A 24,226-nucleotide genomic window follows, 5' to 3' on the forward strand; every position below is an offset into this window, starting at 1 on the left:
TTTTTGCTGATTTTGTGTACAAGAATTGGATGGGCCGCGATTGGGGTTGGGCAGAAAACTAGCCATATTGAATGGAGAAGGTGATATGACAGCAGCGCCGCTTTGGTTAATTCAGAACGTACGCCTGGCAGACCGCGACGGCCTGTGGCAAATAGCGATTGATAAGGGCCGCTTTGGCGAGATCACGCCGATGGGCGAGGCGCGCGACGAAAGCTACGAGGTGTTGAACGCTCGCGGCGGGCTGGCGATCCCGCCTTTTATTGAGCCGCATATCCACCTGGATACCACCCAGACGGCCGGCGAGCCGCACTGGAACCAGTCCGGCACCCTGTTCGAGGGGATTGAGCGCTGGGCGGAGCGAAAAGCGCTGCTCAGCCATGAGGACGTCAAAGCCCGGGCGTGGAAAACCCTGAAGTGGCAGATCGCCAATGGCGTGCAGTTTGTCCGCACTCATGTCGACGTCTCCGATCCCACATTAACGGCGCTGAAGGCGATGCTGGAGGTCAAACGGGAGGTCGCGCCATGGGTCGAGTTGCAGATAGTTGCTTTTCCACAGGAGGGGATCCTCTCTTACCCCAATGGCGAAGCGCTGCTGGAGGAGGCCCTCAAGCTGGGGGCGGATGTTGTTGGGGCCATCCCGCATTTTGAGTTCACCCGTGAATATGGGGTGGAGTCGCTGCATATCGCCTTCCGGCTGGCGCAAAAATATGATCGCCCGCTGGATATTCACTGCGATGAAATTGACGATGAACAGTCGCGCTTTGTTGAAACCGTTGCCGCGCTGGCGTTAAAGGCGGGGACAGGGGCGCGGGTGACGGCCAGCCATACCACCGCCATGCACTCCTATAATGGCGCTTATACCTCGCGCCTGTTCCGCCTGCTTAAGCTCTCCGGTATCAACTTTGTCGCCAATCCGCTGGTGAATATTCATCTGCAGGGCCGGTTTGATGACTATCCGAAGCGACGGGGGATTACCCGAGTGAAGGAGCTGATGGCGGCGGGGATCAATGTGTGCTTTGGTCATGATGACGTCTTTGACCCGTGGTATCCGCTGGGGACCGGCAATATGCTGCAGGTCCTGCATATGGGGCTGCACGTCTGCCAGCTGATGGGCTACCAGCAGATCAACGACGGCCTGAAGCTTATCACCGACAACAGCGCCCGCACATTTGGCCTGGAGGATTACGGCATAGTCAGCGGCAACCCGGCTAACCTGATCATTCTCCCGGCGGAGAATGGCTTTGAGGCCGTCCGCTGCCAGGTGCCTGTGCGCTGGTCAATTCGCCAGGGAAGGGTGATCGCGACCACACAGCTGGCGCAAACCTGGATCCAGACCGACCGCGGTGGCGAGGAGCTCTCTTTTATGAGGAACAGCCCCCTTGCGGACGCAAAGGGGCCGAAGGCTTAGTGAGACGCCGCCTGAGCGTTGTTCTGGCGGTGACGGGAGACGAAGCCGAGGATAAAGCACATCACGAATACCACGGCATAGAGGCCGTTAGCGGTGTGCAGCGCTGCCAGTGGACCGCTGGCAGCCACAATCGGGCCGGTGACCACGAAAGTGAGCATGGTGCCGATGGTGCCGCAGGTGAGGATAAAGTTCACCAGCTTCGGCGAAGCGACCCGCGTCTGCTGCGAGCCGAGCGTAATGATCGAGGTGTAGATGGCGCTGGAGAAGAAGCCCAGGGTCAGAATAAACCACGGCATATGCTCCGGGGAACCATTGATAAACAGGTACATCAGCACCGTCGCGAGCCCGGCGAGGACGGTTAAGATACGCTGCAGGTCGAAGAAGCGCAGGATGAAGCTGAATGACCACATGCCGATCATGTAGGACATCCAGAAATCGCTCACCAGTTTACCGGCATCCCCGAGGCTCATGCCCAGGCTCTTCGCATATTCCGGTACCCAAGAGATAAAGCCCAGCTGACCGAGGATGTAGCACAGCGCCGCAACGGAGAGGAACAGCACGCCGATGCCCCACTTCTCTTTCACTACCGGCTGGCTGTTTTCGCTCTGCGCTTTTTTGCCCAACACCGGAAAATCACAGCCGAAAGTCAGGACGAAAATGGCGACATACACCAGACCAATACAGGCGTAGACCCAGTACCACTCGATGCTGCGCGCCAGCAGGACGGCGGCGACCATCGGGAAAATCATTCCCGCCATGCTAAAGAAGGAGTCGGTAAACAGCAGACGCGCTCCGCGCTGACGGCCTTCATACATATGGGTGATCAGGAAGGTCCCGATCGACATGGTGATCCCGCTCACCAGCCCGAGAACGAACATCGACGCGGAAAACAGCGCCAGGCTGTGGCTGAGCATCAGGCCGGCCACCGCCAGCACCATCAGAATAAAGCCAAAGCGCAGCTGAGTTTTCAGCGGCACGATTTCCATCAGCCAGGCATTGAGGAAGATAGAGATCAGAATACCGGCGTTCAGAAAGGTAAAGGTGTTGCTCATACTGGAAACGGGCAGATGGAAATAATCCGCAATGTTACCCATCACCATCCCGGTGACGATCACCAACGCGCCGGTCAGGGCGTAGGAGAAGAAGCTGATCCATGTGAGCTTAATACGGTTGCTGTTAGTCATGACTGGCCTGTGAATAGAAAGGTAAAGCGCGTTGACGCTGCGCCGGGCGGACAGATTTTATTCGTTCAGGTGATGTAATCAAATGTTTATTGTGAAAGTGGTTATCTTTTGCATGGTTTAATGTGACATGCATCACACTTTATTCGCCGCACAGGAGAACGTTTGCGCGGTTACAATTATTACAGCTAAGTAAAATTTGGTAAAAGGCTGGCCCAGGATGCAAAGGCTCTTTAGAATCAAGGCACTCGCTTTTATTCTGCTCCGTTAAGGAATTTCCATGCTCAAATCAACACTGGCGGCGATGGCTGCCGTTTTCGCCATTTCAGCGTTCTCCCCGGCCATGGCGGCAAAGGGCGATCCGCATGTGCTGCTGACCACCTCGGCAGGGAACATTGAGCTTGAGTTAAACAGTCAGAAAGCCCCGATTTCCGTGGATAACTTCCTGAAGTACGTCAACAGCGGCTTCTACAACAACACCACCTTCCACCGCGTGATCCCGGGTTTCATGGTGCAGGGCGGCGGCTTTAACGAGCAGATGCAGCAGAAACAGCCTAACCCGCCGATTAAGAATGAAGCAGACAACGGCCTGCGCAACACCCGCGGTACCATCGCGATGGCGCGTACCGCCGACCAGGATAGCGCCACCAGCCAGTTCTTCATCAACGTGGCGGATAACGCCTTCCTTGACCATGGTCAGCGCGACTTTGGCTATGCGGTGTTTGGCAAGGTAGTGAAAGGTATGGACGTCGCGGATAAGATCTCCCAGGTCCAGACCCATAACGTCGGCCCATACCAGAATGTGCCGACCAAACCGGTTGTTATCCTCTCTGCGAAAGTGCTGCCCTAATCCTTCCACGGCGCGGTGTGCTATCGCCGCGCCCGGTTGCCTCCCGGCATAACCTGAAATTGCTGCTTATACTTGTGGCACACAGGGGACGATAAGGGGGGCGACGATGCGTCCACTCACCGAAAAGCAAAAATCCCGACTCTGGGAACAGACACGCAATACCAATTTTCAGGCCAGTCGTCGCCTTGAAGGCGTGACGGTGCCGCTGGTTACGTTGACTGCCGAAGAGGCGCTGGCGCGTCTGGCGACGCTGCGGAGGGAGTATGAGCGATAAATTCGGCGATGAACGCGATCCTTACCTCTACCCGGCGCTGAATGTCCTGCGCAACCGCCTCGGCATCCGGCAGGCTAAAAATCTGCAACAGGCCGCCTTTGAGATGACGGCGTTGCGGGCGGCAACCTTGCCGCTGGGGCCGCGGGTGCGCGGCTTACCCTATCTATGCGCGATTCATCATCAGCTGTATCAGGATCTGTTTGACTGGGCCGGCCGGTTGCGTGAAGTGAACCTCTATCTGGGCGATACGCCGTTCTGCCACTTTGCCCGGATCGAGGAGGAGGGGAACGCCCTGATGCAGGCCCTTGAGCAGGAGGATTATCTCAATGGCCTGCCGCGCGAGACCTTTATCGAACGCCTGAGCTGGTTCTATGGCGAAATTAATGTGCTGCATCCTTTTCGTCTTGGCAATGGCCTGACCCAGCGCATTTTCTTTGAACAGCTGGCGATACATGCCGGCTACCTGCTTGACTGGCGTGACGTCGACCCCGCCGGCTGGAGCGCGGCCTGCCAGCAGAGCGCGATGGGCGATCCGGCTCCGCTGGTGGCGATCTTTCGCAAAGTGGTAAGCGAAGCGCGGGAATCTGAGTAGAATAGCCCGGTTTTGATTGTTCCGGAGCCGCTATGATCCTGCTTATCGATAACTATGACTCTTTCACCTGGAATCTGTATCAGTACTTCTGCGAACTGGGTGCGGAAGTACTGGTCAGGCGCAATGATGCGTTGACGCTGGAGGAGATAGCTGCGCTGGCGCCGGAGAAAATCGTGATCTCGCCAGGCCCCTGCACGCCGAATGAGGCGGGGATTTCCCTCGCGGTTATCCGCCACTATGCGGGGAAAACGCCGCTACTGGGCGTCTGTCTCGGGCACCAGGCGATAGCCCAGGCGTTTGGCGCGACCATCGTACGGGCGGCACAGGTGATGCATGGTAAAACCTCGCTTATCGAGCATAACGGCGAAGGGGTGTTTCAGGGGCTGAATAATCCCCTGACGGTGACCCGTTATCACTCGCTGGTGATTGATCCGCCGACGCTCCCGCCCGAGTTTATCGTTACCGCCCGCAGCGCCAGCGCTGAGATTATGGGGATCCGCCACCGCGATTGGGATCTTGAGGGCGTGCAGTTTCATCCGGAAAGCATCCTCAGCGAGCAGGGCCATCAATTGCTGGAAAACTTTCTGAAGCGGTGATTTTCAGTTGCCATTGACTGATTTTTTATGCATATTTTGTGATTATATTTTCATGATTACATCTGCATAACGAAGAGGGATGGGCAAGACATGGCAACTGAACAACCGGCAATCACCCGCGCCACATTCGATGAAGTTATTTTGCCGATTTATGCACCAGCAGAATTCATCCCGGTGAAAGGGAAAGGCAGCCGCGTCTGGGATCAGCAGGGCAAAGAGTATGTTGATTTTGCCGGTGGTATCGCGGTGACGGCGCTCGGCCATTGCCACCCGGCGCTGGTAGCGGCGCTCCACGAGCAGGGCGAAACGCTGTGGCACACCAGCAACGTCTTTACCAATGAGCCAGCGCTGCGTCTGGGACGTAAACTTGTCGAGGCCACCTTCGCCGAGCGCGTGGTGTTTATGAACTCCGGTACGGAAGCCAATGAAACGGCCTTTAAGCTGGCGCGTCACTATGCGGTGACCCGCCATAGCCCGTATAAAACCAAAATCATTGCCTTCCATAATGCCTTCCATGGCCGCTCCCTGTTTACCGTTTCCGTCGGTGGGCAGCCGAAGTACTCCGATGGTTTCGGCCCGAAACCGGCGGATATTGTCCATGTTCCCTTCAACGACCTGCAGGCGGTAAAAGCGGTGATGGATGACCACACTTGCGCAGTGGTGGTGGAGCCGATTCAGGGCGAAGGCGGCGTGACGGCAGCGACGCCGGCCTTCCTGCAGGGGCTGCGTGAGCTGTGCGATCAGCACCAGGCGCTGTTAGTCTTTGATGAAGTGCAGTGCGGTATGGGGCGTACCGGATCGCTGTTCGCCTATATGCATTACGGTGTGACGCCGGATATTCTGACCAGCGCCAAAGCGCTCGGCGGCGGCTTCCCGGTCAGCGCCATGCTGACCACCCATGAGATCGCCAGCGCCTTCCATGCGGGTTCCCATGGCTCAACCTACGGCGGCAACCCGCTGGCCTGCGCGGTCGCCAACGCCGCCTTCGATCTAATCAATACCCCGGCGGTGCTGGATGGCGTGAGCGCGAAGCGCGAACTGTTCGTCAAACACCTGCAGCAGCTGGATGCTGAATTTGATCTGTTCAGTGATATTCGCGGGATGGGCCTGCTGATTGGCGCCGAACTCAAGCCGCAGCACAAGGGCCGCGCGCGTGATTTCCTCTATGCCGCTGCGCAAGCCGGCGTCATGGTGCTCAACGCCGGGCCGGACGTGATGCGTTTTGTTCCCTCGCTGATCATCGACGAGCAGGATATCGCCGAGGGGATGGCGCGTTTTGCCCAGGCAGTGGCAAAGGTGATTAACGGCTGATCTTCCGCAGCCAGATGCCATGATGCGGCCGCTGACGCCATGCCACTGACGAAATGGTATGCATGGTGTTCAGATGGCCCAGAATGCGTTGCAGGTGTTGCTCCAGGGTGCTTAACGGACCGTTCGGCACCTCTGTTTCCGGCGACTCCAGAATATTGGCATCCCCTGCGCTGCCGGGACCATCGCTGTCCAGCCGCTGCTGGCAGCGTTGCAAGGCAATCTCACAAGATTCGAGATAGCGCTGGGCAAGATCCGGGGTGAGCATCGTATGCTCCCGGGCCAGGGTGGTCATAGCGTTGATGTGTTCGACGATGAACTGACTGTGCGTCACCCACAGCTTCATATCTTCCAGGTAGTGGGTATTAAACCCGGGCTCCTGCATCGCCTGATTCAGGGAGTTGTAGAGCGCGTTATGCGCCTGGTTGACGCGCATGCGTTGATAGGCCAGCGCGGGGGCTTTTGGATCGGCGCTGAGGATCAGGCGAATCGCCTGCTGGTCGGCCTCCAGCGCATCGTGGGCGTTTTTTTTCAGCAGGCCGCTCTGCCACTGCGGCCACAGCCAGACCATCCCGCCGAAGGCGATCAGGCAGCCGATAAGCGTGTCGATAAGCCGGGCGATAATAAACTGTTCGCCGTTGAGCGTCAGCAGTTGCAGGGTATACACCGCCGTCACCGTAAAGCCTACCATCGCCCAGCCATAGTGTTTACGGATGATCAGATAGCTGAGCAGGGTAATCAGCAGCATGCCACTCAGGGTATAGCTCTCCGGAACGTGAAAGTGCAAGGTTAGCCCGGCGATGACCAGACCGGCGAGCGTTCCCGCCGCCCGGTGAACAATTCGCACCCGCGTGGCGCCGTAGCCATTTTGCGTGACGAAGAGTACCGTCATCAGGATCCAGTAGGGCTTCGGCAAATGCAGGGCGTTGCCCATCAGGCTGGCGACACTCAGCATCACGCTGATGCGGGCGGCATTGCGCAGTGCGGGTGATTTCAGCGACAGATAATTCTTTAGCGCGGGAAACAGCGGTAAACGACGCTCTTTGTCGGCCATCAGATCCCGGGCATACAGGGGGCGCTGGGTATGCAGCACCCGGGCGATACGGCTAAAGTGCCAGGCGCAGAACTGACCGACCGGGTTGTCCGGATGCTGGCGGGCGATCTTTTCCAGAGCCTCAATCTGTTTATCCATCTGAAAGCGCTGCGGAAAGCGATGATAGAGAATATCATCCGCCAGCACGCGCAGGCGGGCAGCGACGGTTTGCGCATTCCAGCGGATCACCGCTTCGGCATGGCTGCGTTCCACCAGCTTTTGCACCTCTTCTGGCTGATGCAGGCTAACCGAAATATGTTCCTGTAGATCCAGCCCAACCTGGAACGCCCGCAGCAGACGCTTGTGGTCGTTGCGTTGGTTGGCGGCCAGCATATGCATCTGCTGATAGCACTGGGTAATCAGGTCGACTACCTTCTGCTGGCGGGTGAGCAGCGGCGGCAGGGCGGTCGACGGATCGGTATGCTGGGTCAACAGACTGTATTTGGCTTCACAATAGTCAGCCAGTTCCCGGTAAAGCAGGCTGAGCGACTCCCGCAGCGGCTGTTCGCGCCACAGCCAGAACCAGAGCCAGTTAAACACGCCGTACCACAGCGTACCGAAAGCGTAGATCAGCAGTGGTTCCCAGATGGGCATATTGCCCGCCAGGCTCAGGGTAAAGATAGCGGCGATCAGCGACGCGGGCAGCAGGCGCGCGTGCAGCGAACTGATCTCCGCGGTGACGCCGAGCAATAGCGCCAGGCCGCTGAGAATAAGCGGCAGGGGAATGGCCTGAGCGAGCAGCAACTGCACCACCAGACTGCATCCGGCAAACAGACAGCCGCCGATAATCAGACGTTTGAAAAAGCGCTTATGTGGGGTATCAAGACCGGCAATGTTGCAGCAGGCGGGCACTAAGGAAAACAACAGCCCCTGCTGGAGATGGCCGAGCAGAAGACCGATGGCCACAGGCAGACACAGCACCAGCGTTTGCCGCAGTGCATAGTTGACTTCCGGGTGGTAAATCAGCCTGCGCCACATGAGGGAAAAACAAAAACGGCGTACTGCAGGAGCAATACGCCGCTTAGCAACTTAACGGGTGCCGTAGACGACGATAGTTTTACCGTGTGCGGAAATCAGGTTCTGATCTTCCAGCATTTTCAAAATACGGCCAACTGTTTCACGAGAGCAGCCGACGATCTGACCAATTTCCTGACGGGTAATTTTAATTTGCATACCGTCCGGGTGGGTCATGGCATCAGGTTGCTTCGCCAGGTTCAGCAGCGTCTGGGCGATACGGCCCGTCACGTCGAGGAAGGCGAGGTTGCCCACTTTCTCAGACGTGACCTGCAGACGGCGAGCCATTTGCGAAGAGAGGCGCATCAGAATGTCCGGGTTAACCTGGATCAGCTGACGGAATTTCTTATAAGAGATTTCGGCCACTTCACATGCGGTTTTCGCCCGTACCCAGGCGCTACGCTCCTGACCCTCTTCAAACAGGCCTAATTCACCGATGAAATCGCCCTGGTTGAGGTAGGAGAGGATCATCTCTTTACCTTCTTCATCCTTGATGAGTACAGCCACGGAGCCTTTAACGATGTAGTACAGCGTTTCTGCTTTTTCACCCTGGTGGATCAGCGTGCTCTTTGATGGGTACTTATGAATGTGGCAATGAGACAAGAACCATTCAAGGGTAGGGTCTGTTTGCGGTTTGCCAAGCACCATGCGCGGTTATCCTCTGTTATAAGCTATCTCCGGGCGCCGACACTACACGGCGTCCGGGCATGCAATCGTATTGTTTCCCTATACCTGGGAAGCTGGCTGATGATTTTTCGACAGCCCGTAATGTGAACTCCTCTGCATACATGCAGTACATCAATGTAATACTGTAGCATCCAGACTGTTTTAGCATAGCTTTCGCCGCATGTCTCCTGGTGTCTCGCTTCAGCATGACGCAGGTCGCCTTCCGTTGCGAGAATTGTTATGTGCGCGTAATCTGACAGGAAAATTGCGATACTGGAGTTAAATTTTATGCAAGCGCGTGTGAAATGGGTTGAAGGGTTAACCTTTATCGGGGAGTCCGCGTCAGGACACCAGATTCTGATGGATGGCAACTCCGGGGATAAGGCACCCAGCCCGATGGAGATGGTGCTGATGGCGGCGGGCGGTTGCAGTGCGATCGATGTGGTTTCTATTCTGCAAAAAGGTCGCCATGAGGTGACCAACTGCGAAGTGAAGCTGACGTCGGAGCGCCGCGAAGAGGCGCCGCGTCTGTTTACGCATATTAATCTGCACTTTATCGTCACCGGTAAGGCGCTGAAAGATGCCGCGGTCTCCCGGGCGGTGGATCTGTCGGCAGAGAAATACTGCTCGGTGGCGCTGATGCTGGAAAAAGCGGTGAAGATCACCCACTCCTATGAAGTGATCGAGGCGTAGTCTTCGCCTGCCGTTGTGAAGCATCTCAACCCCGGCCTGGCCGGGGTTTTTTCTTTTAGCCGATCTTGCGGCCTTCCATCAGGCGCTCGACCAGCGGCGTCATGATAAGCTCCATCGCCAGCCCCATTTTACCGCCCGGCACCACCAGCGTGTTCATGTGCGAGATAAACGACCCCTGCAGCATCGCCAGCAGCCAGGGGAAGTCGATATTCTGCAGGTTACGGAAATGGATCACCACAAAGCTCTCGTCCAGCGAGGGAATAGTTTTCGCGGCAAACGGGTTGGAAGTGTCTACCGTCGGCACGCGCTGAAAGTTGATATGGGTGCGGGAAAATTGCGGGGTAATGAAGTTGATGTAGTCTTCCATCGAGCGGACGACTGAGTCCATCACCGCCTCCCGGGAGTGGCCGCGCTCGCTGGTGTCGCGAATAAGCTTTTGGATCCACTCGAGGTTAACGATAGGCACTACGCCGACCAGCAGGTCGACATGGCTGGCGACATCATGATGCGGCGTGACAACCCCGCCGTGCAGCCCCTCATAGAACAGTACGTCTGTCGGCTCCGGCAGCGGCTGCCAGGGGGTGAAAGTCCCTGGCACCTGATTCCACGGTACGGCTTCGTCATAGGTGTGCAGGTATTTCCGCGACTGGCCTTTTCCGTGGCGGCCATAGTCGACAAAGGTCTGCTCCAGCAGGCCAAAGTCGTTCGCCTCCGGGCCAAAGTAGCTGATATGTTTGCCCTGATCCCGCGCCTTGCGGATCGCCATGTCCATTTCCGGGCGGGTGTAGCGATGAAAGCTATCGCCTTCCACCTCCGCGGCGTGCAGGTTTAGCTGCGCGAAGATTTTGCGAAAGGCAAGGCTGGTGGTGGTAGTGCCCGCGCCGCTGGAGCCCGTGACGGCGATCACCGGATGTTTGGCAGACATAACAACTCCCTGGTTAAACGATGTAGTGGCGTCGCCTTAGCCGTTAAACAGCGCGCGCGGCATAATATTGACCGTCTCATGCAGTTCCGACCACACAAGAACCGCCTCTCCGCGTTTCAACTGCTGTTTTACATCGGCGACTTTATCGGCAAGTGAACGTTCATGTTCACCATAATCGGTGCCTTCACGTAACACAAAGCTTTCAATCAGGTTATCCAGCGTTTCGGGATCCAGATCCTGCCAGGGAATAATCATACGGGGACCTCCAGCCAACGGTTTAACCAGTCCGGGATGCGTCTTTCCAGCCACATCTCCGGCTTACGCAGGGTGCCGCCGACGAAACCAACGTGGCCGCCTTGCTCAGTTAATTGATACTCAACGTTCGCCGGCAGTTGCTCCTGCGGTGGTATGGAGTGGTGATCCATAAATGGATCGTCTTTCGCGTGAATGATGAGCGTTGGCTTAGTGATATCGCTGAGCCGCGGCATGGCGCTGCATTGCCGGTAATAATCCAGCGCATCGGCGAAACCATGGATTTTGGCGGTGATCATATCGTCAAATTCCCGGATGCGGCGCATCCCTTTAAGCTGGCGTAAATCGACAGGCAGTGAGCCAGGATACGCTTTCAGCTTGCGTGAGGCATTGGCTTTTAACAGATTGAGCAGATAGCGCTGATAAACCCGCGAGAAGCCCTTATCCATATGATAGCTGCAGGCTTCCAGCATAAAAGGCGCGGAGACGATCACCGCCGCATCCAGCGGGCAGCGGTCGCCTTCTTCTGCCAGCAGGCAGCCCAGCATATTGCCGCCCAGTGAATAGCCGACGGCCGCGGTCGGCGCGGGGCCAAACTCGCGCTGTAGCCAGTGCAGAAACCAGGTGCCATCTTCTGTTTCGCCGGAGTGATAGATGCGGTTATTGCGGTTAGGTTCGCCGCTGCAGCCGCGGAAATGCATAACCACGCCCAGCCAGCCGCGCTGCATCGCCGCATGGATCAGACCATGGGCGTACGGGCTGTGCAGGCTTCCTTCGAGACCATGAAAGACGACGAGGCGCGGCTTATGGCGCGCCTGATGCGGGTCTTCGCTCCAGGCCAGATCGACAAAATCGCCGTCCGGCAGCTCAAGGCGCTGCCAGTGCGGGGTAAAGCGCAATTTACGGCGGATCAGCCGCGGCAGCATGGTTTGCAGATGACGATTGCCCACGCCGCGCATCGGATGGAACTCACGCGAATCGTTTTCGGGGGGCGTCATGTCTGTGGGGATGATTTCAACCATAGCACCAGAACAATTAATAAACGTGATGATGACTATACCGCGCAGGGCGCACAGGGGTTAGCCAATATGTGGTCTTGTGGCCAGCGACGCCAGGTTACAGCAAAAACAAATCATTGATGTCACTGATGGCAGGCCATGGAGAGGGCAGAAACCCACCCTGCCAGCGGCATCGTACGCGCAGGCAGGATGAGGAAGTCAATATTAGCCTTCCTGAAGCATCTGCTCCAGCTGCTCCTGGGCCTCCAGCCAGGCCATTTCACACTCCTCCAGCCCGGACTTCGCGCTGGCCTGCTGCTGCAGGCATTCGGTTAGTTCGGCTTTACGTGAGGCGTCATAAAGCTCACTGTCGCCAAGTTTTTCTTCCGCACTGGCCAACTGCGCGTTGAGCTTGTCCATCTCTTTTTCCAGACGGGCGATCTCTTTGCGCAGCGGTTGGGTCTGGCTGCGCAGTTCCGCTTCCCGACGCTTCTGGTCCTTGCGCGCCTGGGCGCTGTTGCCGCTCTCTTTTGGCGCGTCGCTGCTCTGTGATTCCTGTTTTTGCGAATCGCTGAGCCACTGCTGATAATCTTCCAGATCGCCGTCGAACGGCTCGACTTTACCGTCATGGACGAGGTACAGATCGTCGGTGGTGGAACGGATCAGGTGACGATCGTGCGACACGACAACCAGCGCTCCCTCAAAGTCGATCAGCGCTTCGGTTAAGGCCTGACGCATATCGAGGTCAAGGTGGTTGGTCGGTTCATCGAGCAGCAGCAGGTTAGGGCGCTGCCAGACGATCAGGGCCAGTACCAGGCGCGCTTTTTCTCCACCGGAGAAGCGGCGGGTCTCTTCGCTGACCTTATCGCCCTGAAAACCAAAGCCGCCCAGATAATCACGCAGCTTTTGTTCCAGCTCCTGCGGCGCCAGGCGAGCCAGATGCTGTATCGGTGATTCATCGGCCCGCAGGAACTCCAGTTGATGCTGGGCGAAGTAGCCGAGCTTGATACCTTTTGCGAGACCGATCTCGCCGCTCACCGGCTGGAGTTCACCCGCCAGCAGCTTAATCAGAGTCGACTTCCCGGCGCCGTTGCGGCCCAGCAGGCCGATGCGCGAGCCCGGCACCAGATTGAGCTTGATGGAGTCGAGGATAATACGCTCGCCGTAGCCGGCGCTGACTTTCTCCATCTTCAGCAGCGGGTTAGGCAGACTCTCTGGCTGGCGGAAACTGAAGTGGAATGGGTTATCTACGTGCGCCGGGGCGATAAGCTCCATCCGCTCCAGCATTTTGATACGGCTTTGCGCCTGCTTGGCCTTGGTGGCCTTCGCGCGGAAGCGGTCGATATAACTTTGTAGATGCGCAACGCGCTGCTGCTGGCTTTCGTACATCGCCTGCTGCTGAGAGAGACGGGTAGCGCGCTGCACTTCGAACGAGCTGTAGTTACCGGTGTACTCAAACATCGTCTGCTGTTCGATATGGATAATTTTGTCGACGATAGGATCGAGAAAATCGCGATCGTGGGAGATCAGGATCAGCGTACCTGTGTAACCCTTAAGCCATTTTTCGAGCCAGATGACGGCATCGAGGTCGAGGTGGTTAGTCGGTTCATCGAGCAGCAGCAGATCGGAGCGGCAAATCAGCGCCTGGGCGAGGTTAAGGCGCATACGCCAGCCGCCGGAAAAATCGCTGACTGGCCGCTCCAGCTGTTCGTTGCTGAATCCCAGACCGTGCAGCAGGCTGGCAGCGCGCGAACGGATGGTCCAGGCGTCGATGGCGTCCAGCTTGCCGTGGACCGTGGCGATGGCATGGCCGTCGTTGCGCTCATTTGCCTGCTGGAGCGCGGCTTCCAGCTGGCGGTATTCACGATCGCCATCAATAACATAATCGATAGCCGGCTGAGGCAGCGCCGGGGTTTCCTGATTCACCCATGCCAGCTGCCAGCTGCCTGGAAAGGTCATACTGCCGCCGTCAGCGCTTATCTCGTTTTTCAAAAGCGATAGCAGCGTCGATTTCCCGCAGCCGTTTTTGCCCACCAGACCGACCTTTTGGCCAGGGTTGATGGTAGCGGTGGCGTTGTCCAGCAGGACGCGTACGCCGCGACGAATTTGTAACGAGGAGAAAACAATCATAAGGCGCCGTATGTTCAGACTATGTTAATTTGTCATTATGATAATGTAGTGTGGAAGCGAATCGCTTCACCGGGCCGCCATGGTAGCCCAAAACGAAGACGATACACAAAGTCATTCTGGCGGTGTCAGAACACCGGGGATGCGCAGGCCGCCAGAAGACCTACGGGAGGGGAATGATGTCTCAGACAGCGAAAGTGTTGCTGCTGTATGCCCACCCAGAATCTCATGATTCCGTGGCCAACCGGGTTTTATTAGAGCCGGCCTTACAGTTGCCGAACGTCACCGTGCACGATCTTTACGCGCACTATCCGGATTTTTTTATCGATATCGCTCATGAACAGGACCTGCTGCGCCAGCATGAGGTGATTGTTTTCCAGCATCCTTTATATACCTGGAGCTGTCCGGCGCTGCTCAAGGAGTGGCTGGATCGTGTGTTAAGCCGCGGCTTCGCCAGCGGTGCCGGAGGAAACGAACTGGCGGGAAAGTACTGGCGTAGTGTGATCACCACCGGCGAACCTGAGAGCGCCTACCGTCGCGATGCCAATCGCTATCCGATGAACGATATTTTACGTCCTTTTGAACTGACCGCCGGCATGTGCCGTATGCACTGGATGAGCCCCATTATTGTCTACTGGGCCCGGCGGCAACAGCCAGAGGAATTGCGTAGCCGCGCTCGAGCCTACCGGGACTGGCTGGCCAATCCCCTTACCGCCGGAGGTATACATGGCGGGATCTGATTTGCTGCTGGCGGGCGTTCTTTTTTTGTTCGCCGCCGTTATTGCCGTACCTCTGGCCTCAAGATTGGGTATTGGCGCGGTGCTGGGCTATCTGCTGGCCGGGATTGCGATTGGCCCGTGGGGACTTGGGTTTATCAGCGATGTGGATGAAATTCTCCATTTCTCTGAGCTCGGTGTGGTGTTTCTGATGTTTATCATCGGCCTGGAGCTTAATCCGGCCAAGCTATGGCGGCTGCGGAGCTCCATCTTCGGCGTCGGCGCGGCGCAGGTGATGCTCAGCGCGGCGATCCTTGGCGGTCTGCTGATGACGACCGGGTTTTCATGGCAGGCGGCGGTGGTCGGCGGGATCGGCCTGGCGATGTCTTCCACCGCCATGGCGCTGCAGCTGATGCGTGAGAAGGGAATGAGCCGCAGCGAATCGGGGCAGTTAGGCTTTTCGGTCCTGCTGTTTCAGGATCTGGCGGTGATCCCGGCGCTGGCGCTGGTGCCCCTGCTGGCCGGTTCCGCGGATGAGCATGTTAACTGGCTGACGGTCGGTATGAAGGTCCTGGCCTTTGCCGGGATGCTGATTGGCGGACGCTATCTGCTGCGGCCGGTGTTCCGTTTCATCGCCAGCTCAGGGGTCAGGGAAGTATTTACTGCCGCCACGCTACTGCTGGTCCTTGGGTCGGCGCTGTTTATGGAGGCGCTGGGGTTGTCGATGGCGCTGGGTACCTTTATCGCCGGCGTGCTGCTGGCGGAAAGCGAGTATCGCCACGAACTGGAAATCGCTATCGATCCGTTCAAGGGGCTGCTGCTTGGGCTGTTCTTTATCTCCGTCGGCATGGCGCTGAACCTTGGCGTGCTGTATACCCATCTGCTGTGGGTGGCGGTGAGTGTGGCGGTGCTGGTGGCGGTAAAAATGCTGGTGCTCTATCTCCTGGCCCGTCTCTATGGCCTGCGAAGTTCAGAGCGGATGCAGTTTGCGGGCGTATTAAGCCAGGGCGGTGAGTTCGCGTTTGTCCTCTTTTCGCTGCCCGCCTCTCAGCGGTTGTTCCAGCATGACCAGATGGCGCTGCTGCTGGTGGCGGTGACGTTATCGATGATGACGACGCCGCTGCTGATGAAGGGGATAGATAAGCTATTGTCGCGACGGCTGAATCCGGCAGATGATACCGATGAGGCGCCGTGGGTGGAGGATGACAAGCCGCAGGTGATTATTGTCGGGTTTGGTCGCTTTGGTCAGGTTATCGGTCGCCTGCTGATGGCCAATAAGATGCGTATTACAGTGCTGGAGCGGGACATCAGCGCGGTGAATCTGATGCGAAACTATGGCTACAAAGTCTATTTTGGCGATGCCACCCAGCTGGAGCTGCTGCGCTCGGCGGGAGCGGAAGAGGCGCAGTCGATCGTCATCACCTGTAATGAGCCGGAAGACACCATGCGGCTGGTGGAAATGTGTCAACAACACTTTCCACATCTGCATATTCTGGCCCGCGCACGCGGTCGCGTTGAGGCGCATGAGCTGCTGCAGGCCGGTGTGACGCAGTTTTCTCGTGAAACCTTCTCCAGTGCACTGGAACTGGGGCGCAAAGCGCTCATCACCCTGGGGATGCATCCTCACCAGGCCCAGCGCGCGCAACTGCACTTCCGACGGCTCGATATGCGAATGCTGCGCGAGTTAATGCCAGTGCATACTGATACGGTACAGGTATCTCGCGTGCGGGAAGCCCGACGCGAACTGGAAGAGATTTTTCAGCGTGAAATGCAGAAAGAAAGTCGGCAGCTGGACGGCTGGGACGAGTTTGAATAAAGGTAAATCATATGGCAGTGCGTAAACGTTTTATTGCCGGGGCGAAATGTCCGGCGTGCCAGGCGCAGGATTCGCTGGCGATGTGGCGTGAGAATAATGTCGATGTCGTTGAATGCGTTAAGTGTGGTCACCAAATGCGTGAGGCGGATAAAGAGGCCCGCGAGCATGTACGCAAAGAGGAGCAGGTGATTGGCATTTTTCATCCCGACTAGCGTTATCCGTCGGCTTTTTTTAAGCTAGAGGGTACACGGCTGCAGAATTCCGCTACAATCTGCGCCACTATTCTTCCCATCTCAGGAGATATCATGAAAGTAGCAAAAGACCTGGTGGTCAGCCTGGCCTATCAGGTACGTACAGAAGACGGTGTGTTGGTTGATGAGTCTCCGGTAAGCGCGCCGCTGGATTACCTGCACGGTCACGGCTCCCTGATTTCCGGCCTGGAAAACGCGCTGGATGGCCACGAAGTGGGCGACAAATTTGACGTAGCTGTCGGCGCTAACGACGCTTACGGCCAGTATGACGAAAACCTGGTGCAGCGTGTACCGAAAGACGTCTTTATGGGCGTTGATGAACTGCAGGTTGGTATGCGCTTCCTGGCGGAAACCGATCAGGGTCCAGTACCGGTAGAAATCACTGAAGTTGAAGACGACCACGTTGTGGTTGATGGCAACCACATGCTGGCTGGCCAGAACCTGAAGTTCAATGTGGAAGTTGTCGCTATTCGTGAAGCAACGGCTGAAGAGCTGGAGCATGGTCACGTGCATGGCGCTCATGGCCACGATCACGATCATGACCATGGTCATGACGGTTGCTGCGGCGGCCACGGCCACGATCATGGTCACGACCATGAACACGGCAAAGGTGGTTGCGGTAACGGCGGTTGCGGTTGCCACTAATGGCGTCGCGTTCGCGCGGATAGCCAAAAAAAGCGGGGAAACCCGCTTTTTTTACGTCTCAATAATGGGGAGGCGGCGTCTCTTCTGCCTGAGAGGCGATATGGGACGGTTGGGTCGCCTTCAGTTTCTCGATCATCAGACGCATATGCTCCCGCATCTTCGCCATCTCTATCTCGTGGGCGGTCACGGTTTTATTGAGGTCTTCGATGGTGATTTCCTGAAACGCCAGCCGGCTTTCCAGCTCTGCAAGGCGCGTTTCTAATGTGCTATCGTGCATGGGTAACCTCTTTAGTCTGATCCTGCGAGCGGATTCTACTTAAGTTTCTCTTTTCGCGCAGCATCGCTGCGTCTGACAGGAAACTTATTCATACAAAAATAGTCCTAAAAGAGGCGATATTCAGGAACGTCCGTATGTAGATTTTAACGGCAACGTTCTATAGTACGTTTTTTGCTTTTTACGATAACCCTGGGGTGAGAGGCCCCGGCCCTGGAGAAATGGATGAAATCACTGTTTAAAGTAACGCTGCTGGCGACCACAATGGCCGTCGCCCTGAATGCACCGCTGACCTTTGCTGCGGATACGGCGGCGAAGGCAGCCCCAGCGGCTGAGAGTAAATCGGCATTTAAAAATGACGATCAGAAATCCGCCTATGCACTGGGCGCGTCTCTCGGGCGTTACATGGAAAACTCCCTGAAAGAACAAGAAAAGCTGGGCATTAAGCTGGACAAAGCCCAGTTGATCGCCGGCGTACAGGACGCGTTTGCCGATAAGAGCAAGCTGTCCGACCAGGAGATCGAACAGACTCTGCAGGCCTTTGAAACGCGCGTGAAGACCGCGGCTCAGCAGAAAATGGAAAAAGACGCGACTGAGAACGAAGCCAAAGGCAAAACCTTCCGCGATAGCTTTGCTAAAGAGAAGGGCGTGAAAACCTCGAAAACTGGCCTGCTGTATAAAGTCGAGAAAGAAGGCACTGGTGATGCGCCGAAAGACAGCGACACCGTGGTGGTTAACTACAAAGGCACCCTGATCGACGGTAAAGAGTTTGATAACTCTTATACCCGCGGTGAGCCGCTCTCTTTCCGCCTGGACGGCGTGATCCCGGGCTGGACGGAAGGCCTGAAGAACATCAAGAAAGGCGGTAAAATCAAGCTGGTCATTCCACCGGATCTGGCTTACGGCAAAACCGGCGTTCCGGGGATCCCGGCCAACTCTACGCTGGTCTTTGACGTAGAACTGCTGGATATCAAACCGGCGCCGAAGGCGGATGCACAGCCGGAAGCCGCTGGCGACGCGAAAGCCGCAGACGCGAACGCTGACGCTAAGAAGTAATCGGGTTCAGGCCGCCGTCTCGTCAGAGGCGGCGGCTTTTTTATTGAGCGCAGATATAATTAAAACTGGAAAGATCCTCAGGCGCTGTATTACTTTAGATAGCTTAATAATGATGATGAGCCTGCCCTGACAATAACGACAGGCTCCTGAAAAGGAGTGCTTTTTTTCATGTCCAGGTCGCTTTTAACCAACGAAACCAGCGAGCTTGACCTGCTGGATCAACGTCCCTTTGACCAGACCGATTTCGATATTCTTAAATCTTATGAAGCGGTGGTGGACGGGTTGGCGATGCTCATCGGTTCGCACTGTGAAATCGTGCTGCATTCTTTGCAGGATCTTAAATGCTCTGCCATCCGTATCGCCAATGGTGAACATACCGGCCGCCAAATCGGTTCACCGATTACCGATCTTGCGCTGCGCATGCTGCACGATATGACGGGCGCCGATAGCAGCGTTTCCAAATGCTACTTCACCCGTGCCAAAAGCGGCGTACTGATGAAGTCGGTGACGATAGCCATTCGCAATCGCGATCATCGGGTGATCGGTCTGCTGTGCATCAACATGAATCTGGATGTGCCTTTTTCCCAGATCATGAGCACCTTTATTCCGCCAGAAACGCCGGAGGTCAACTCACCGGTGAACTTTGCTTCCTCGGTTGACGATCTGGTCGCGCAGACGCTGGAATTCACCATTGAAGAGGTGAACGCCGATCGCAGCGTGTCTAATAATGCGAAAAACCGCCAAATCGTGCTGAATCTCTACGAAAAAGGGATCTTCGATATCAAAGACGCCATTAACCAGGTGGCCGATCGTCTGAATATCTCCAAGCATACCGTCTACCTCTATATCCGCCAGTTCAAGAGCGGCGATTTCCAGGGGCTGGATAAGTAATGCGTTTTGCCCTCACGGTGACTGGCCCTGCCTATGGGACCCAGCAGGCGAGCAGCGCCTGGCAGTTTGCCCAGGCCGTATTGCAGGAAGGTCATGAACTGGCATGTGTTTTTTTCTATCGCGAAGGCGTACTCAACGCTAATCAGCTGACGGCGCCCGCCAGCGATGAGTTCGATCTGGTGCGCGCATGGCAGTCACTGCACGATGAACAAGGTGTGGCATTGCACATCTGCGTGGCGGCAGCCTTACGTCGAGGCGTAACGGACGAACGTGAAGCGCAACAGCTCGCGCTGGCCAGCCACAATTTGCAGCCGGGTTTCACGCTGAGCGGGCTCGGCGCGCTGGCGGAAGCCGCGCTCACTTGCGATCGGATGGTGCAGTTCTGATGAAACGTGTGGCTTTTATTTTTTCCTCCGCGCCGCACGGCAGCGCCGCCGGCAGGGAAGGGCTCGATGCCTTATTAGCAACCTCCGCGCTCACCGACGAGATTGGCGTGTTCTTTGTAGGCGACGGCGTTTTTCAACTGCTGCCCGATCAACGGCCGGGTGCAGTGCTGGCTCGCGACTACATAGCCACCTTTAAACTGCTGTCACTGTATGATATCGATCAGTGCTGGCTGTGTGCCGACTCCGCGCGGGAGCGCGGTCTGGACCCCGCTACTCCGTGGGCGGTGGATGTCGAATGCCTGGCGCCGGATGCCCTGCGCGCCCGTCTGCATGAATTTGATGTGATTTTGCGTTTCTGAGGTCCCCATGCTCCATACGCTCAGTGTTTCTCCCTGGCATGCCGATATCGCAGCAATGCTTCGCGTGATGGATCACGGCGACGATCTGTTATTGCTGTCTGATGGCGTCACGGCGGCCATCGCCGGCGGTCGCTTCCTTGAGATCCTGCAATCCGCCCCCATAACCCTCTATGTGCTGCAAGACGACGTTGACGCCCGCGGGCTGGCTGGTCAAATTGCGGACAGTGTCGGTAGGGTTAGCTATACTGATTTCGTCAGACTCACGGTAAAACATGCCGGTCAGCTGGCCTGGTGATGGCGGGATCGTTGTATATTTCTTGACACCTTTTCGGCACCGCCCTAAAATTCTGCGTCCTCATATTATATGAGGCGATTTATTACGTGTTTACGAAGCAAAAGCTAAAACCAGGAGCTATTTAATGGCAACAATTAACCAGCTGGTACGCAAACCACGCGCACGCAAAGTTGCAAAGAGCAACGTGCCTGCGCTGGAAGCCTGCCCGCAGAAACGTGGCGTATGTACTCGCGTATATACCACCACTCCTAAGAAACCGAACTCCGCACTGCGTAAAGTTTGCCGTGTGCGTCTGACTAACGGTTTCGAAGTCACCTCCTACATCGGTGGTGAAGGTCACAACCTGCAGGAGCACTCCGTGATCCTGATCCGTGGCGGTCGTGTTAAAGACCTTCCGGGTGTTCGTTACCACACCGTTCGTGGTGCGCTTGACTGCTCCGGCGTTAAAGACCGTAAGCAGGCTCGCTCCAAGTACGGCGTGAAGCGTCCTAAGGCTTAATGGTTCTCCGTTAAGTAAGGCCAAACTGATTTACCTTAATGTCATACTAAACTCTTAGAGTTTTGGACAATCCTGAATTAACAACGGAGTATTTCCATGCCACGTCGTCGCGTCATTGGTCAGCGTAAAATTCTGCCGGATCCGAAGTTCGGATCAGAACTGCTGGCTAAATTTGTCAATATCCTGATGGTAGATGGTAAAAAATCTACTGCAGAAGCAATCGTATACAGCGCGCTGGAGACCCTGGCTCAGCGCTCTGGTAAAAATGAACTGGAAGCTTTCGAAGTCGCTCTCGACAACGTGCGCCCGACTGTAGAAGTTAAGTCTCGCCGCGTTGGTGGTTCTACTTATCAGGTTCCAGTTGAAGTTCGTCCGGTTCGTCGTAATGCTCTGGCAATGCGTTGGATCGTTGAAGCTGCTCGTAAACGCGGTGATAAATCCATGGCTCTGCGCCTGGCGAACGAACTCACTGATGCTGCAGACAACAAAGGTACTGCAGTTAAGAAACGTGAAGACGTTCACCGTATGGCCGAAGCCAACAAGGCGTTCGCACACTACCGTTGGTAATCCCTTCGGAGTCATAGTCACCAGGCGGGCGCTTCAGATGAGTCGCCCGCTCTGGATAACTTAACTGAACGCCTAAAGAAATAAACGAGGAATCAAATGGCTCGTACAACACCCATCGCACGCTACCGTAACATCGGTATCAGTGCGCACATCGACGCCGGTAAAACCACTACTACCGAACGTATTCTGTTCTACACCGGTGTAAACCACAAAATCGGTGAAGTTCATGACGGCGCCGCTACCATGGACTGGATGGAGCAGGAGCAGGAACGTGGTATCACCATCACTTCCGCTGCGACTACTGCATTCTGGTCTGGTATGGCTAAGCAGTATGAACCGCACCGTGTAAACATCATCGACACCCCGGGGCACGTTGACTTCACTATCGAAGTAGAACGTTCCATGCGTGTTCTTGATGGTGCGGTAATGGTTTACTGCGCAGTTGGTGGTGTTCAGCCACAGTCTGAAACCGTATGGCGTCAGGCAAACAAATATAAAGTTCCGCGCATTGCGTTCGTTAACAAAATGGACCGCATGGGTGCGAACTTCCTGAAAGTTGTTGGTCAGATCAAAACCCGTCTGGGCGCGAACCCGGTTCCGCTGCAGCTGGCGATTGGTGCTGAAGAAGGTTTCACCGGTGTTGTTGACCTGGTGAAAATGAAAGCCATCAACTGGAACGATGCAGACCAGGGCGTTACCTTCGAATACGAAGATATCCCGGCTGACATGCAGGACCTGGCTGACGAATGGCACCAGAACCTGATCGAGTCCGCTGCGGAAGCTTCCGAAGAGCTGATGGAGAAATACCTGGGTGGTGAAGAACTGACTGAAGAAGAGATCAAAAAAGCTCTGCGTCAGCGTGTTCTGAACAACGAAATCATCCTGGTAACCTGCGGTTCTGCGTTCAAGAACAAAGGTGTTCAGGCGATGCTGGATGCGGTAATTGATTACCTGCCATCCCCGGTTGATGTTCCGGCAATCAACGGTATTCTGGACGACGGTAAAGATACCCCGGCTGAGCGTCACGCAAGCGACGAAGAGCCGTTCTCTGCACTGGCGTTCAAAATCGCTACCGACCCGTTTGTTGGTAACCTGACCTTCTTCCGTGTGTACTCCGGTGTGGTTAACTCTGGTGATACCGTACTGAACTCCGTGAAAGCTGCACGTGAGCGTTTCGGTCGTATCGTACAGATGCACGCTAACAAACGTGAAGAGATCAAAGAAGTTCGCGCGGGCGACATCGCTGCTGCTATCGGTCTGAAAGACGTAACCACTGGTGACACCCTGTGTGACCCGGATGCGCCGATCATTCTGGAGCGTATGGAATTCCCTGAGCCGGTAATCTCCATCGCCGTTGAGCCGAAAACCAAAGCTGACCAGGAAAAAATGGGTCTGGCTCTGGGTCGTCTGGCTAAAGAAGACCCGTCATTCCGCGTATGGACTGACGAAGAGTCTAACCAGACCATCATCGCCGGTATGGGTGAGCTGCACCTCGACATCATCGTTGACCGTATGAAGCGTGAATTCAACGTTGAAGCGAACGTCGGTAAACCTCAGGTTGCTTACCGTGAAGCGATTCGCGCGAAAGTTACCGATATCGAAGGTAAACACGCCAAGCAGTCTGGTGGTCGTGGTCAGTACGGTCACGTTGTGATCGACATGTACCCGCTGGAGCCGGGCTCTAACCCGAAAGGTTACGAGTTCATCAACGACATCAAAGGTGGTGTAATTCCTGGCGAATACATCCCGGCCGTTGATAAAGGCATCCAGGAACAGCTGAAAGCTGGTCCGCTGGCAGGTTACCCGGTAGTTGATATGGGTATCCGTCTGCACTTCGGTTCTTACCACGACGTTGACTCCTCTGAGCTGGCGTTTAAACTGGCTGCGTCTATTGCCTTTAAAGAAGGCTTTAAGAAAGCAAAACCAGTTCTGCTTGAGCCGATCATGAAGGTTGAAGTAGAAACTCCGGAAGAGAACACTGGTGATGTTATCGGTGACTTGAGCCGTCGTCGCGGTATGCTGCGCGGTCAGGAATCCGAAGTAACCGGCGTTAAGATCCACGCTGAAGTACCGCTGTCCGAAATGTTCGGTTATGCAACTCAGCTGCGTTCTCTGACCAAAGGTCGTGCATCATACACCATGGAATTCCTGAAGTATGATGATGCGCCGAACAACGTTGCTCAGGCCGTTATTGAAGCCCGTGGTAAATAATCCACAGGATTAAAACCTAAGTCCCGTGCTCTCTCCGAAGGGGAGAGCACTATAGTAAGGAATATAGCCGTGTCTAAAGAAAAATTTGAACGTACAAAACCGCACGTCAACGTTGGTACTATCGGCCACGTTGACCATGGTAAAACTACCCTGACTGCTGCCATCACTACCGTTCTGGCTAAAACCTACGGTGGTTCTGCTCGTGCATTCGACCAGATCGATAACGCACCGGAAGAAAAAGCTCGTGGTATCACCATCAACACCTCTCACGTTGAATATGACA

General features: G+C 55.9%; 28 protein-coding genes. 20 read left to right on the plus strand and 8 right to left on the minus strand.

The annotated features are described in order from the left end of the window. Window positions 1-85: 85 nt before the first annotated feature. Window positions 86-1,408, plus strand: a complete 1,323-nt coding sequence (locus CW267_RS02125; protein WP_004188347.1) for a cytosine deaminase — start codon at window positions 86-88, stop codon at window positions 1,406-1,408. Here CW267_RS02125 and tsgA read toward each other — a convergent pair. Beyond that, window positions 1,405-2,592 carry an MFS transporter TsgA gene (tsgA, locus tag CW267_RS02130; protein ID WP_002920240.1) on the minus strand — a complete coding sequence of 396 codons (1,188 nt, stop codon included), beginning with the start codon at window positions 2,590-2,592 and terminating at the stop codon, window positions 1,405-1,407. The two genes, CW267_RS02125 and tsgA, sit on opposite strands and share 4 nt — an antisense overlap. A 277-nt stretch (window positions 2,593-2,869) precedes the next feature. Here tsgA and ppiA point away from each other — a divergent pair, with 277 nt between their 5' ends. From ppiA to argD, 5 genes are all read left to right on the plus strand, one after another. Further along, on the plus strand, window positions 2,870-3,439 hold the full coding sequence (ppiA, locus tag CW267_RS02135; protein WP_002920238.1) for a peptidylprolyl isomerase A: 570 nt from the start codon (window positions 2,870-2,872) through the stop codon (window positions 3,437-3,439). Between the two features lie 106 nt (window positions 3,440-3,545). Then, window positions 3,546-3,713 carry a YhfG family protein gene (locus CW267_RS02140; RefSeq protein WP_012540423.1) on the plus strand — a complete coding sequence of 56 codons (168 nt, stop codon included), beginning with the start codon at window positions 3,546-3,548 and terminating at the stop codon, window positions 3,711-3,713. Beyond that, the gene (locus CW267_RS02145) at window positions 3,703-4,305 is read left to right on the plus strand and encodes a putative adenosine monophosphate-protein transferase Fic (RefSeq protein ID WP_008807028.1); all 603 of its coding nucleotides are present in this window, start codon (window positions 3,703-3,705) and stop codon (window positions 4,303-4,305) included. Before CW267_RS02140 ends, CW267_RS02145 begins: the two co-directional genes overlap by 11 nt. Window positions 4,306-4,337: 32 nt before the next feature. Continuing rightward, entirely contained in the window at window positions 4,338-4,901 is a 564-nt protein-coding gene (pabA, locus tag CW267_RS02150; RefSeq protein WP_008807029.1) for an aminodeoxychorismate synthase component 2, read from the plus strand. A 90-nt stretch (window positions 4,902-4,991) separates the two neighbouring features. Further along, window positions 4,992-6,212 carry a bifunctional acetylornithine/succinyldiaminopimelate transaminase gene (gene argD / locus CW267_RS02155; protein ID WP_008807030.1) on the plus strand — a complete coding sequence of 407 codons (1,221 nt, stop codon included), beginning with the start codon at window positions 4,992-4,994 and terminating at the stop codon, window positions 6,210-6,212. Here argD and CW267_RS02160 read toward each other — a convergent pair. After that, window positions 6,202-8,280 carry a YccS/YhfK family putative transporter gene (locus CW267_RS02160; protein ID WP_044613555.1) on the minus strand — a complete coding sequence of 693 codons (2,079 nt, stop codon included), beginning with the start codon at window positions 8,278-8,280 and terminating at the stop codon, window positions 6,202-6,204. The genes argD and CW267_RS02160 overlap by 11 nt on opposite strands. Window positions 8,281-8,331: 51 nt before the next feature. Continuing rightward, entirely contained in the window at window positions 8,332-8,964 is a 633-nt protein-coding gene (gene crp / locus CW267_RS02165) for a cAMP-activated global transcriptional regulator CRP (RefSeq protein ID WP_000242758.1), read from the minus strand. 306 nt (window positions 8,965-9,270) lie between these two features. On the opposite strand from crp, the gene CW267_RS02175 reads away from it, so the two are divergent. Further along, a complete protein-coding gene (locus tag CW267_RS02175; RefSeq protein WP_004202200.1) occupies window positions 9,271-9,675 on the plus strand; it encodes an OsmC family protein in 405 nt (134 codons plus the stop codon). Between the two features lie 55 nt (window positions 9,676-9,730). Here CW267_RS02175 and CW267_RS02180 read toward each other — a convergent pair whose 3' ends face one another. The 4 genes from CW267_RS02180 to CW267_RS02200 all read right to left on the minus strand — a co-directional run bounded on the left by CW267_RS02180 (window position 9,731) and on the right by CW267_RS02200 (window position 13,980). Further along, a complete protein-coding gene (locus CW267_RS02180; protein WP_008807033.1) occupies window positions 9,731-10,600 on the minus strand; it encodes a phosphoribulokinase in 870 nt (289 codons plus the stop codon). A gap of 36 nt (window positions 10,601-10,636) precedes the next feature. Further along, entirely contained in the window at window positions 10,637-10,855 is a 219-nt protein-coding gene (locus CW267_RS02185; RefSeq protein ID WP_002920151.1) for a YheU family protein, read from the minus strand. Next, on the minus strand, window positions 10,852-11,850 hold the full coding sequence (locus tag CW267_RS02190) for a hydrolase (protein ID WP_162493231.1): 999 nt from the start codon (window positions 11,848-11,850) through the stop codon (window positions 10,852-10,854). Before CW267_RS02190 ends, CW267_RS02185 begins: the two co-directional genes overlap by 4 nt. Window positions 11,851-12,075: 225 nt before the next feature. Continuing rightward, complete coding sequence (locus CW267_RS02200; RefSeq protein WP_032740262.1) at window positions 12,076-13,980, minus strand: ABC transporter ATP-binding protein; 1,905 nt, start codon at window positions 13,978-13,980, stop codon at window positions 12,076-12,078. A gap of 173 nt (window positions 13,981-14,153) precedes the next feature. Here CW267_RS02200 and kefG point away from each other — a divergent pair, with 173 nt between their 5' ends. The 4 genes from kefG to slyD all read left to right on the plus strand — a co-directional run bounded on the left by kefG (window position 14,154) and on the right by slyD (window position 17,405). Further along, window positions 14,154-14,717, plus strand: a complete 564-nt coding sequence (gene kefG / locus CW267_RS02210; protein ID WP_008807037.1) for a glutathione-regulated potassium-efflux system ancillary protein KefG — start codon at window positions 14,154-14,156, stop codon at window positions 14,715-14,717. Further along, on the plus strand, window positions 14,704-16,509 hold the full coding sequence (gene kefB / locus CW267_RS02215; RefSeq protein WP_008807038.1) for a glutathione-regulated potassium-efflux system protein KefB: 1,806 nt from the start codon (window positions 14,704-14,706) through the stop codon (window positions 16,507-16,509). Before kefG ends, kefB begins: the two co-directional genes overlap by 14 nt. 11 nt (window positions 16,510-16,520) lie before the next feature. After that, entirely contained in the window at window positions 16,521-16,721 is a 201-nt protein-coding gene (locus CW267_RS02220; protein WP_002920143.1) for a YheV family putative zinc ribbon protein, read from the plus strand. A 93-nt stretch (window positions 16,722-16,814) separates the two neighbouring features. Beyond that, window positions 16,815-17,405 carry a peptidylprolyl isomerase gene (gene slyD, locus CW267_RS02225; RefSeq protein WP_008807039.1) on the plus strand — a complete coding sequence of 197 codons (591 nt, stop codon included), beginning with the start codon at window positions 16,815-16,817 and terminating at the stop codon, window positions 17,403-17,405. 58 nt (window positions 17,406-17,463) lie between these two features. Here the strand turns inward: slyD and CW267_RS02230 are convergent, their stop codons facing one another. Further along, window positions 17,464-17,682, minus strand: coding sequence for a protein SlyX (locus CW267_RS02230; protein ID WP_002920136.1), 219 nt, complete (start codon window positions 17,680-17,682; stop codon window positions 17,464-17,466). A gap of 222 nt (window positions 17,683-17,904) precedes the next feature. Between CW267_RS02230 and fkpA the strand changes: the two genes are divergently transcribed. The 9 genes from fkpA to CW267_RS02280 all read left to right on the plus strand — a co-directional run. After that, window positions 17,905-18,735 carry an FKBP-type peptidyl-prolyl cis-trans isomerase gene (gene fkpA / locus CW267_RS02235; RefSeq protein WP_022064590.1) on the plus strand — a complete coding sequence of 277 codons (831 nt, stop codon included), beginning with the start codon at window positions 17,905-17,907 and terminating at the stop codon, window positions 18,733-18,735. Window positions 18,736-18,903: 168 nt separating this feature from the next. Next, a complete protein-coding gene (locus CW267_RS02245; protein WP_002920130.1) occupies window positions 18,904-19,626 on the plus strand; it encodes a transcriptional regulator in 723 nt (240 codons plus the stop codon). Next, window positions 19,626-20,012, plus strand: coding sequence for a sulfurtransferase complex subunit TusD (gene tusD, locus CW267_RS02250; RefSeq protein WP_008807041.1), 387 nt, complete (start codon window positions 19,626-19,628; stop codon window positions 20,010-20,012). The genes CW267_RS02245 and tusD overlap by 1 nt, the downstream gene beginning before the upstream one ends. Then, entirely contained in the window at window positions 20,012-20,371 is a 360-nt protein-coding gene (gene tusC, locus CW267_RS02255) for a sulfurtransferase complex subunit TusC (RefSeq protein WP_008807042.1), read from the plus strand. Before tusD ends, tusC begins: the two co-directional genes overlap by 1 nt. 7 nt (window positions 20,372-20,378) lie before the next feature. Continuing rightward, a complete protein-coding gene (gene tusB / locus CW267_RS02260) occupies window positions 20,379-20,666 on the plus strand; it encodes a sulfurtransferase complex subunit TusB (RefSeq protein ID WP_008807043.1) in 288 nt (95 codons plus the stop codon). Between the two features lie 124 nt (window positions 20,667-20,790). Further along, window positions 20,791-21,165, plus strand: a complete 375-nt coding sequence (rpsL, locus tag CW267_RS02265; RefSeq protein WP_002920115.1) for a 30S ribosomal protein S12 — start codon at window positions 20,791-20,793, stop codon at window positions 21,163-21,165. Between the two features lie 96 nt (window positions 21,166-21,261). Then, the gene (gene rpsG / locus CW267_RS02270; protein ID WP_008807044.1) at window positions 21,262-21,732 is read left to right on the plus strand and encodes a 30S ribosomal protein S7; all 471 of its coding nucleotides are present in this window, start codon (window positions 21,262-21,264) and stop codon (window positions 21,730-21,732) included. Between the two features lie 96 nt (window positions 21,733-21,828). Next, a complete protein-coding gene (gene fusA / locus CW267_RS02275; RefSeq protein WP_008807045.1) occupies window positions 21,829-23,943 on the plus strand; it encodes an elongation factor G in 2,115 nt (704 codons plus the stop codon). A 69-nt stretch (window positions 23,944-24,012) separates the two neighbouring features. Next, a partial coding sequence (locus tag CW267_RS02280; RefSeq protein ID WP_227256966.1) for a GTP-binding protein occupies window positions 24,013-24,226 on the plus strand: 214 nt, incomplete at its 3' end.

This window comes from Klebsiella sp. X1-16S-Nf21, from assembly GCF_002837615.1.
Taxonomy (GTDB): Bacteria; Pseudomonadota; Gammaproteobacteria; order Enterobacterales; family Enterobacteriaceae; genus Klebsiella; species Klebsiella variicola.

Coding starts and splice junctions, on each gene's coding strand:
- CW267_RS02140 (WP_012540423.1), top strand. CDS start 3,546: ATGCGTCCACTCACCGAAAAGCAAAAATCCCGACTCTGGGAACAGACA.
- CW267_RS02180 (WP_008807033.1), bottom strand. CDS start 10,600: ATGTCTGCCAAACATCCGGTGATCGCCGTCACGGGCTCCAGCGGCGCG.
- tusC (WP_008807042.1), top strand. CDS start 20,012: ATGAAACGTGTGGCTTTTATTTTTTCCTCCGCGCCGCACGGCAGCGCC.
- CW267_RS02185 (WP_002920151.1), bottom strand. CDS start 10,855: ATGATTATTCCCTGGCAGGATCTGGATCCCGAAACGCTGGATAACCTG.
- fusA (WP_008807045.1), top strand. CDS start 21,829: ATGGCTCGTACAACACCCATCGCACGCTACCGTAACATCGGTATCAGT.
- CW267_RS02175 (WP_004202200.1), top strand. CDS start 9,271: ATGCAAGCGCGTGTGAAATGGGTTGAAGGGTTAACCTTTATCGGGGAG.
- kefB (WP_008807038.1), top strand. CDS start 14,704: ATGGCGGGATCTGATTTGCTGCTGGCGGGCGTTCTTTTTTTGTTCGCC.
- CW267_RS02220 (WP_002920143.1), top strand. CDS start 16,521: ATGGCAGTGCGTAAACGTTTTATTGCCGGGGCGAAATGTCCGGCGTGC.
- tusB (WP_008807043.1), top strand. CDS start 20,379: ATGCTCCATACGCTCAGTGTTTCTCCCTGGCATGCCGATATCGCAGCA.
- ppiA (WP_002920238.1), top strand. CDS start 2,870: ATGCTCAAATCAACACTGGCGGCGATGGCTGCCGTTTTCGCCATTTCA.
- CW267_RS02145 (WP_008807028.1), top strand. CDS start 3,703: ATGAGCGATAAATTCGGCGATGAACGCGATCCTTACCTCTACCCGGCG.
- CW267_RS02125 (WP_004188347.1), top strand. CDS start 86: ATGACAGCAGCGCCGCTTTGGTTAATTCAGAACGTACGCCTGGCAGAC.
- pabA (WP_008807029.1), top strand. CDS start 4,338: ATGATCCTGCTTATCGATAACTATGACTCTTTCACCTGGAATCTGTAT.
- CW267_RS02160 (WP_044613555.1), bottom strand. CDS start 8,280: ATGTGGCGCAGGCTGATTTACCACCCGGAAGTCAACTATGCACTGCGG.
- kefG (WP_008807037.1), top strand. CDS start 14,154: ATGATGTCTCAGACAGCGAAAGTGTTGCTGCTGTATGCCCACCCAGAA.
- slyD (WP_008807039.1), top strand. CDS start 16,815: ATGAAAGTAGCAAAAGACCTGGTGGTCAGCCTGGCCTATCAGGTACGT.
- fkpA (WP_022064590.1), top strand. CDS start 17,905: ATGAAATCACTGTTTAAAGTAACGCTGCTGGCGACCACAATGGCCGTC.
- CW267_RS02245 (WP_002920130.1), top strand. CDS start 18,904: ATGTCCAGGTCGCTTTTAACCAACGAAACCAGCGAGCTTGACCTGCTG.
- CW267_RS02200 (WP_032740262.1), bottom strand. CDS start 13,980: ATGATTGTTTTCTCCTCGTTACAAATTCGTCGCGGCGTACGCGTCCTG.
- tusD (WP_008807041.1), top strand. CDS start 19,626: ATGCGTTTTGCCCTCACGGTGACTGGCCCTGCCTATGGGACCCAGCAG.
- argD (WP_008807030.1), top strand. CDS start 4,992: ATGGCAACTGAACAACCGGCAATCACCCGCGCCACATTCGATGAAGTT.
- rpsL (WP_002920115.1), top strand. CDS start 20,791: ATGGCAACAATTAACCAGCTGGTACGCAAACCACGCGCACGCAAAGTT.
- rpsG (WP_008807044.1), top strand. CDS start 21,262: ATGCCACGTCGTCGCGTCATTGGTCAGCGTAAAATTCTGCCGGATCCG.
- CW267_RS02230 (WP_002920136.1), bottom strand. CDS start 17,682: ATGCACGATAGCACATTAGAAACGCGCCTTGCAGAGCTGGAAAGCCGG.
- tsgA (WP_002920240.1), bottom strand. CDS start 2,592: ATGACTAACAGCAACCGTATTAAGCTCACATGGATCAGCTTCTTCTCC.
- CW267_RS02190 (WP_162493231.1), bottom strand. CDS start 11,850: ATGACGCCCCCCGAAAACGATTCGCGTGAGTTCCATCCGATGCGCGGC.
- crp (WP_000242758.1), bottom strand. CDS start 8,964: ATGGTGCTTGGCAAACCGCAAACAGACCCTACCCTTGAATGGTTCTTG.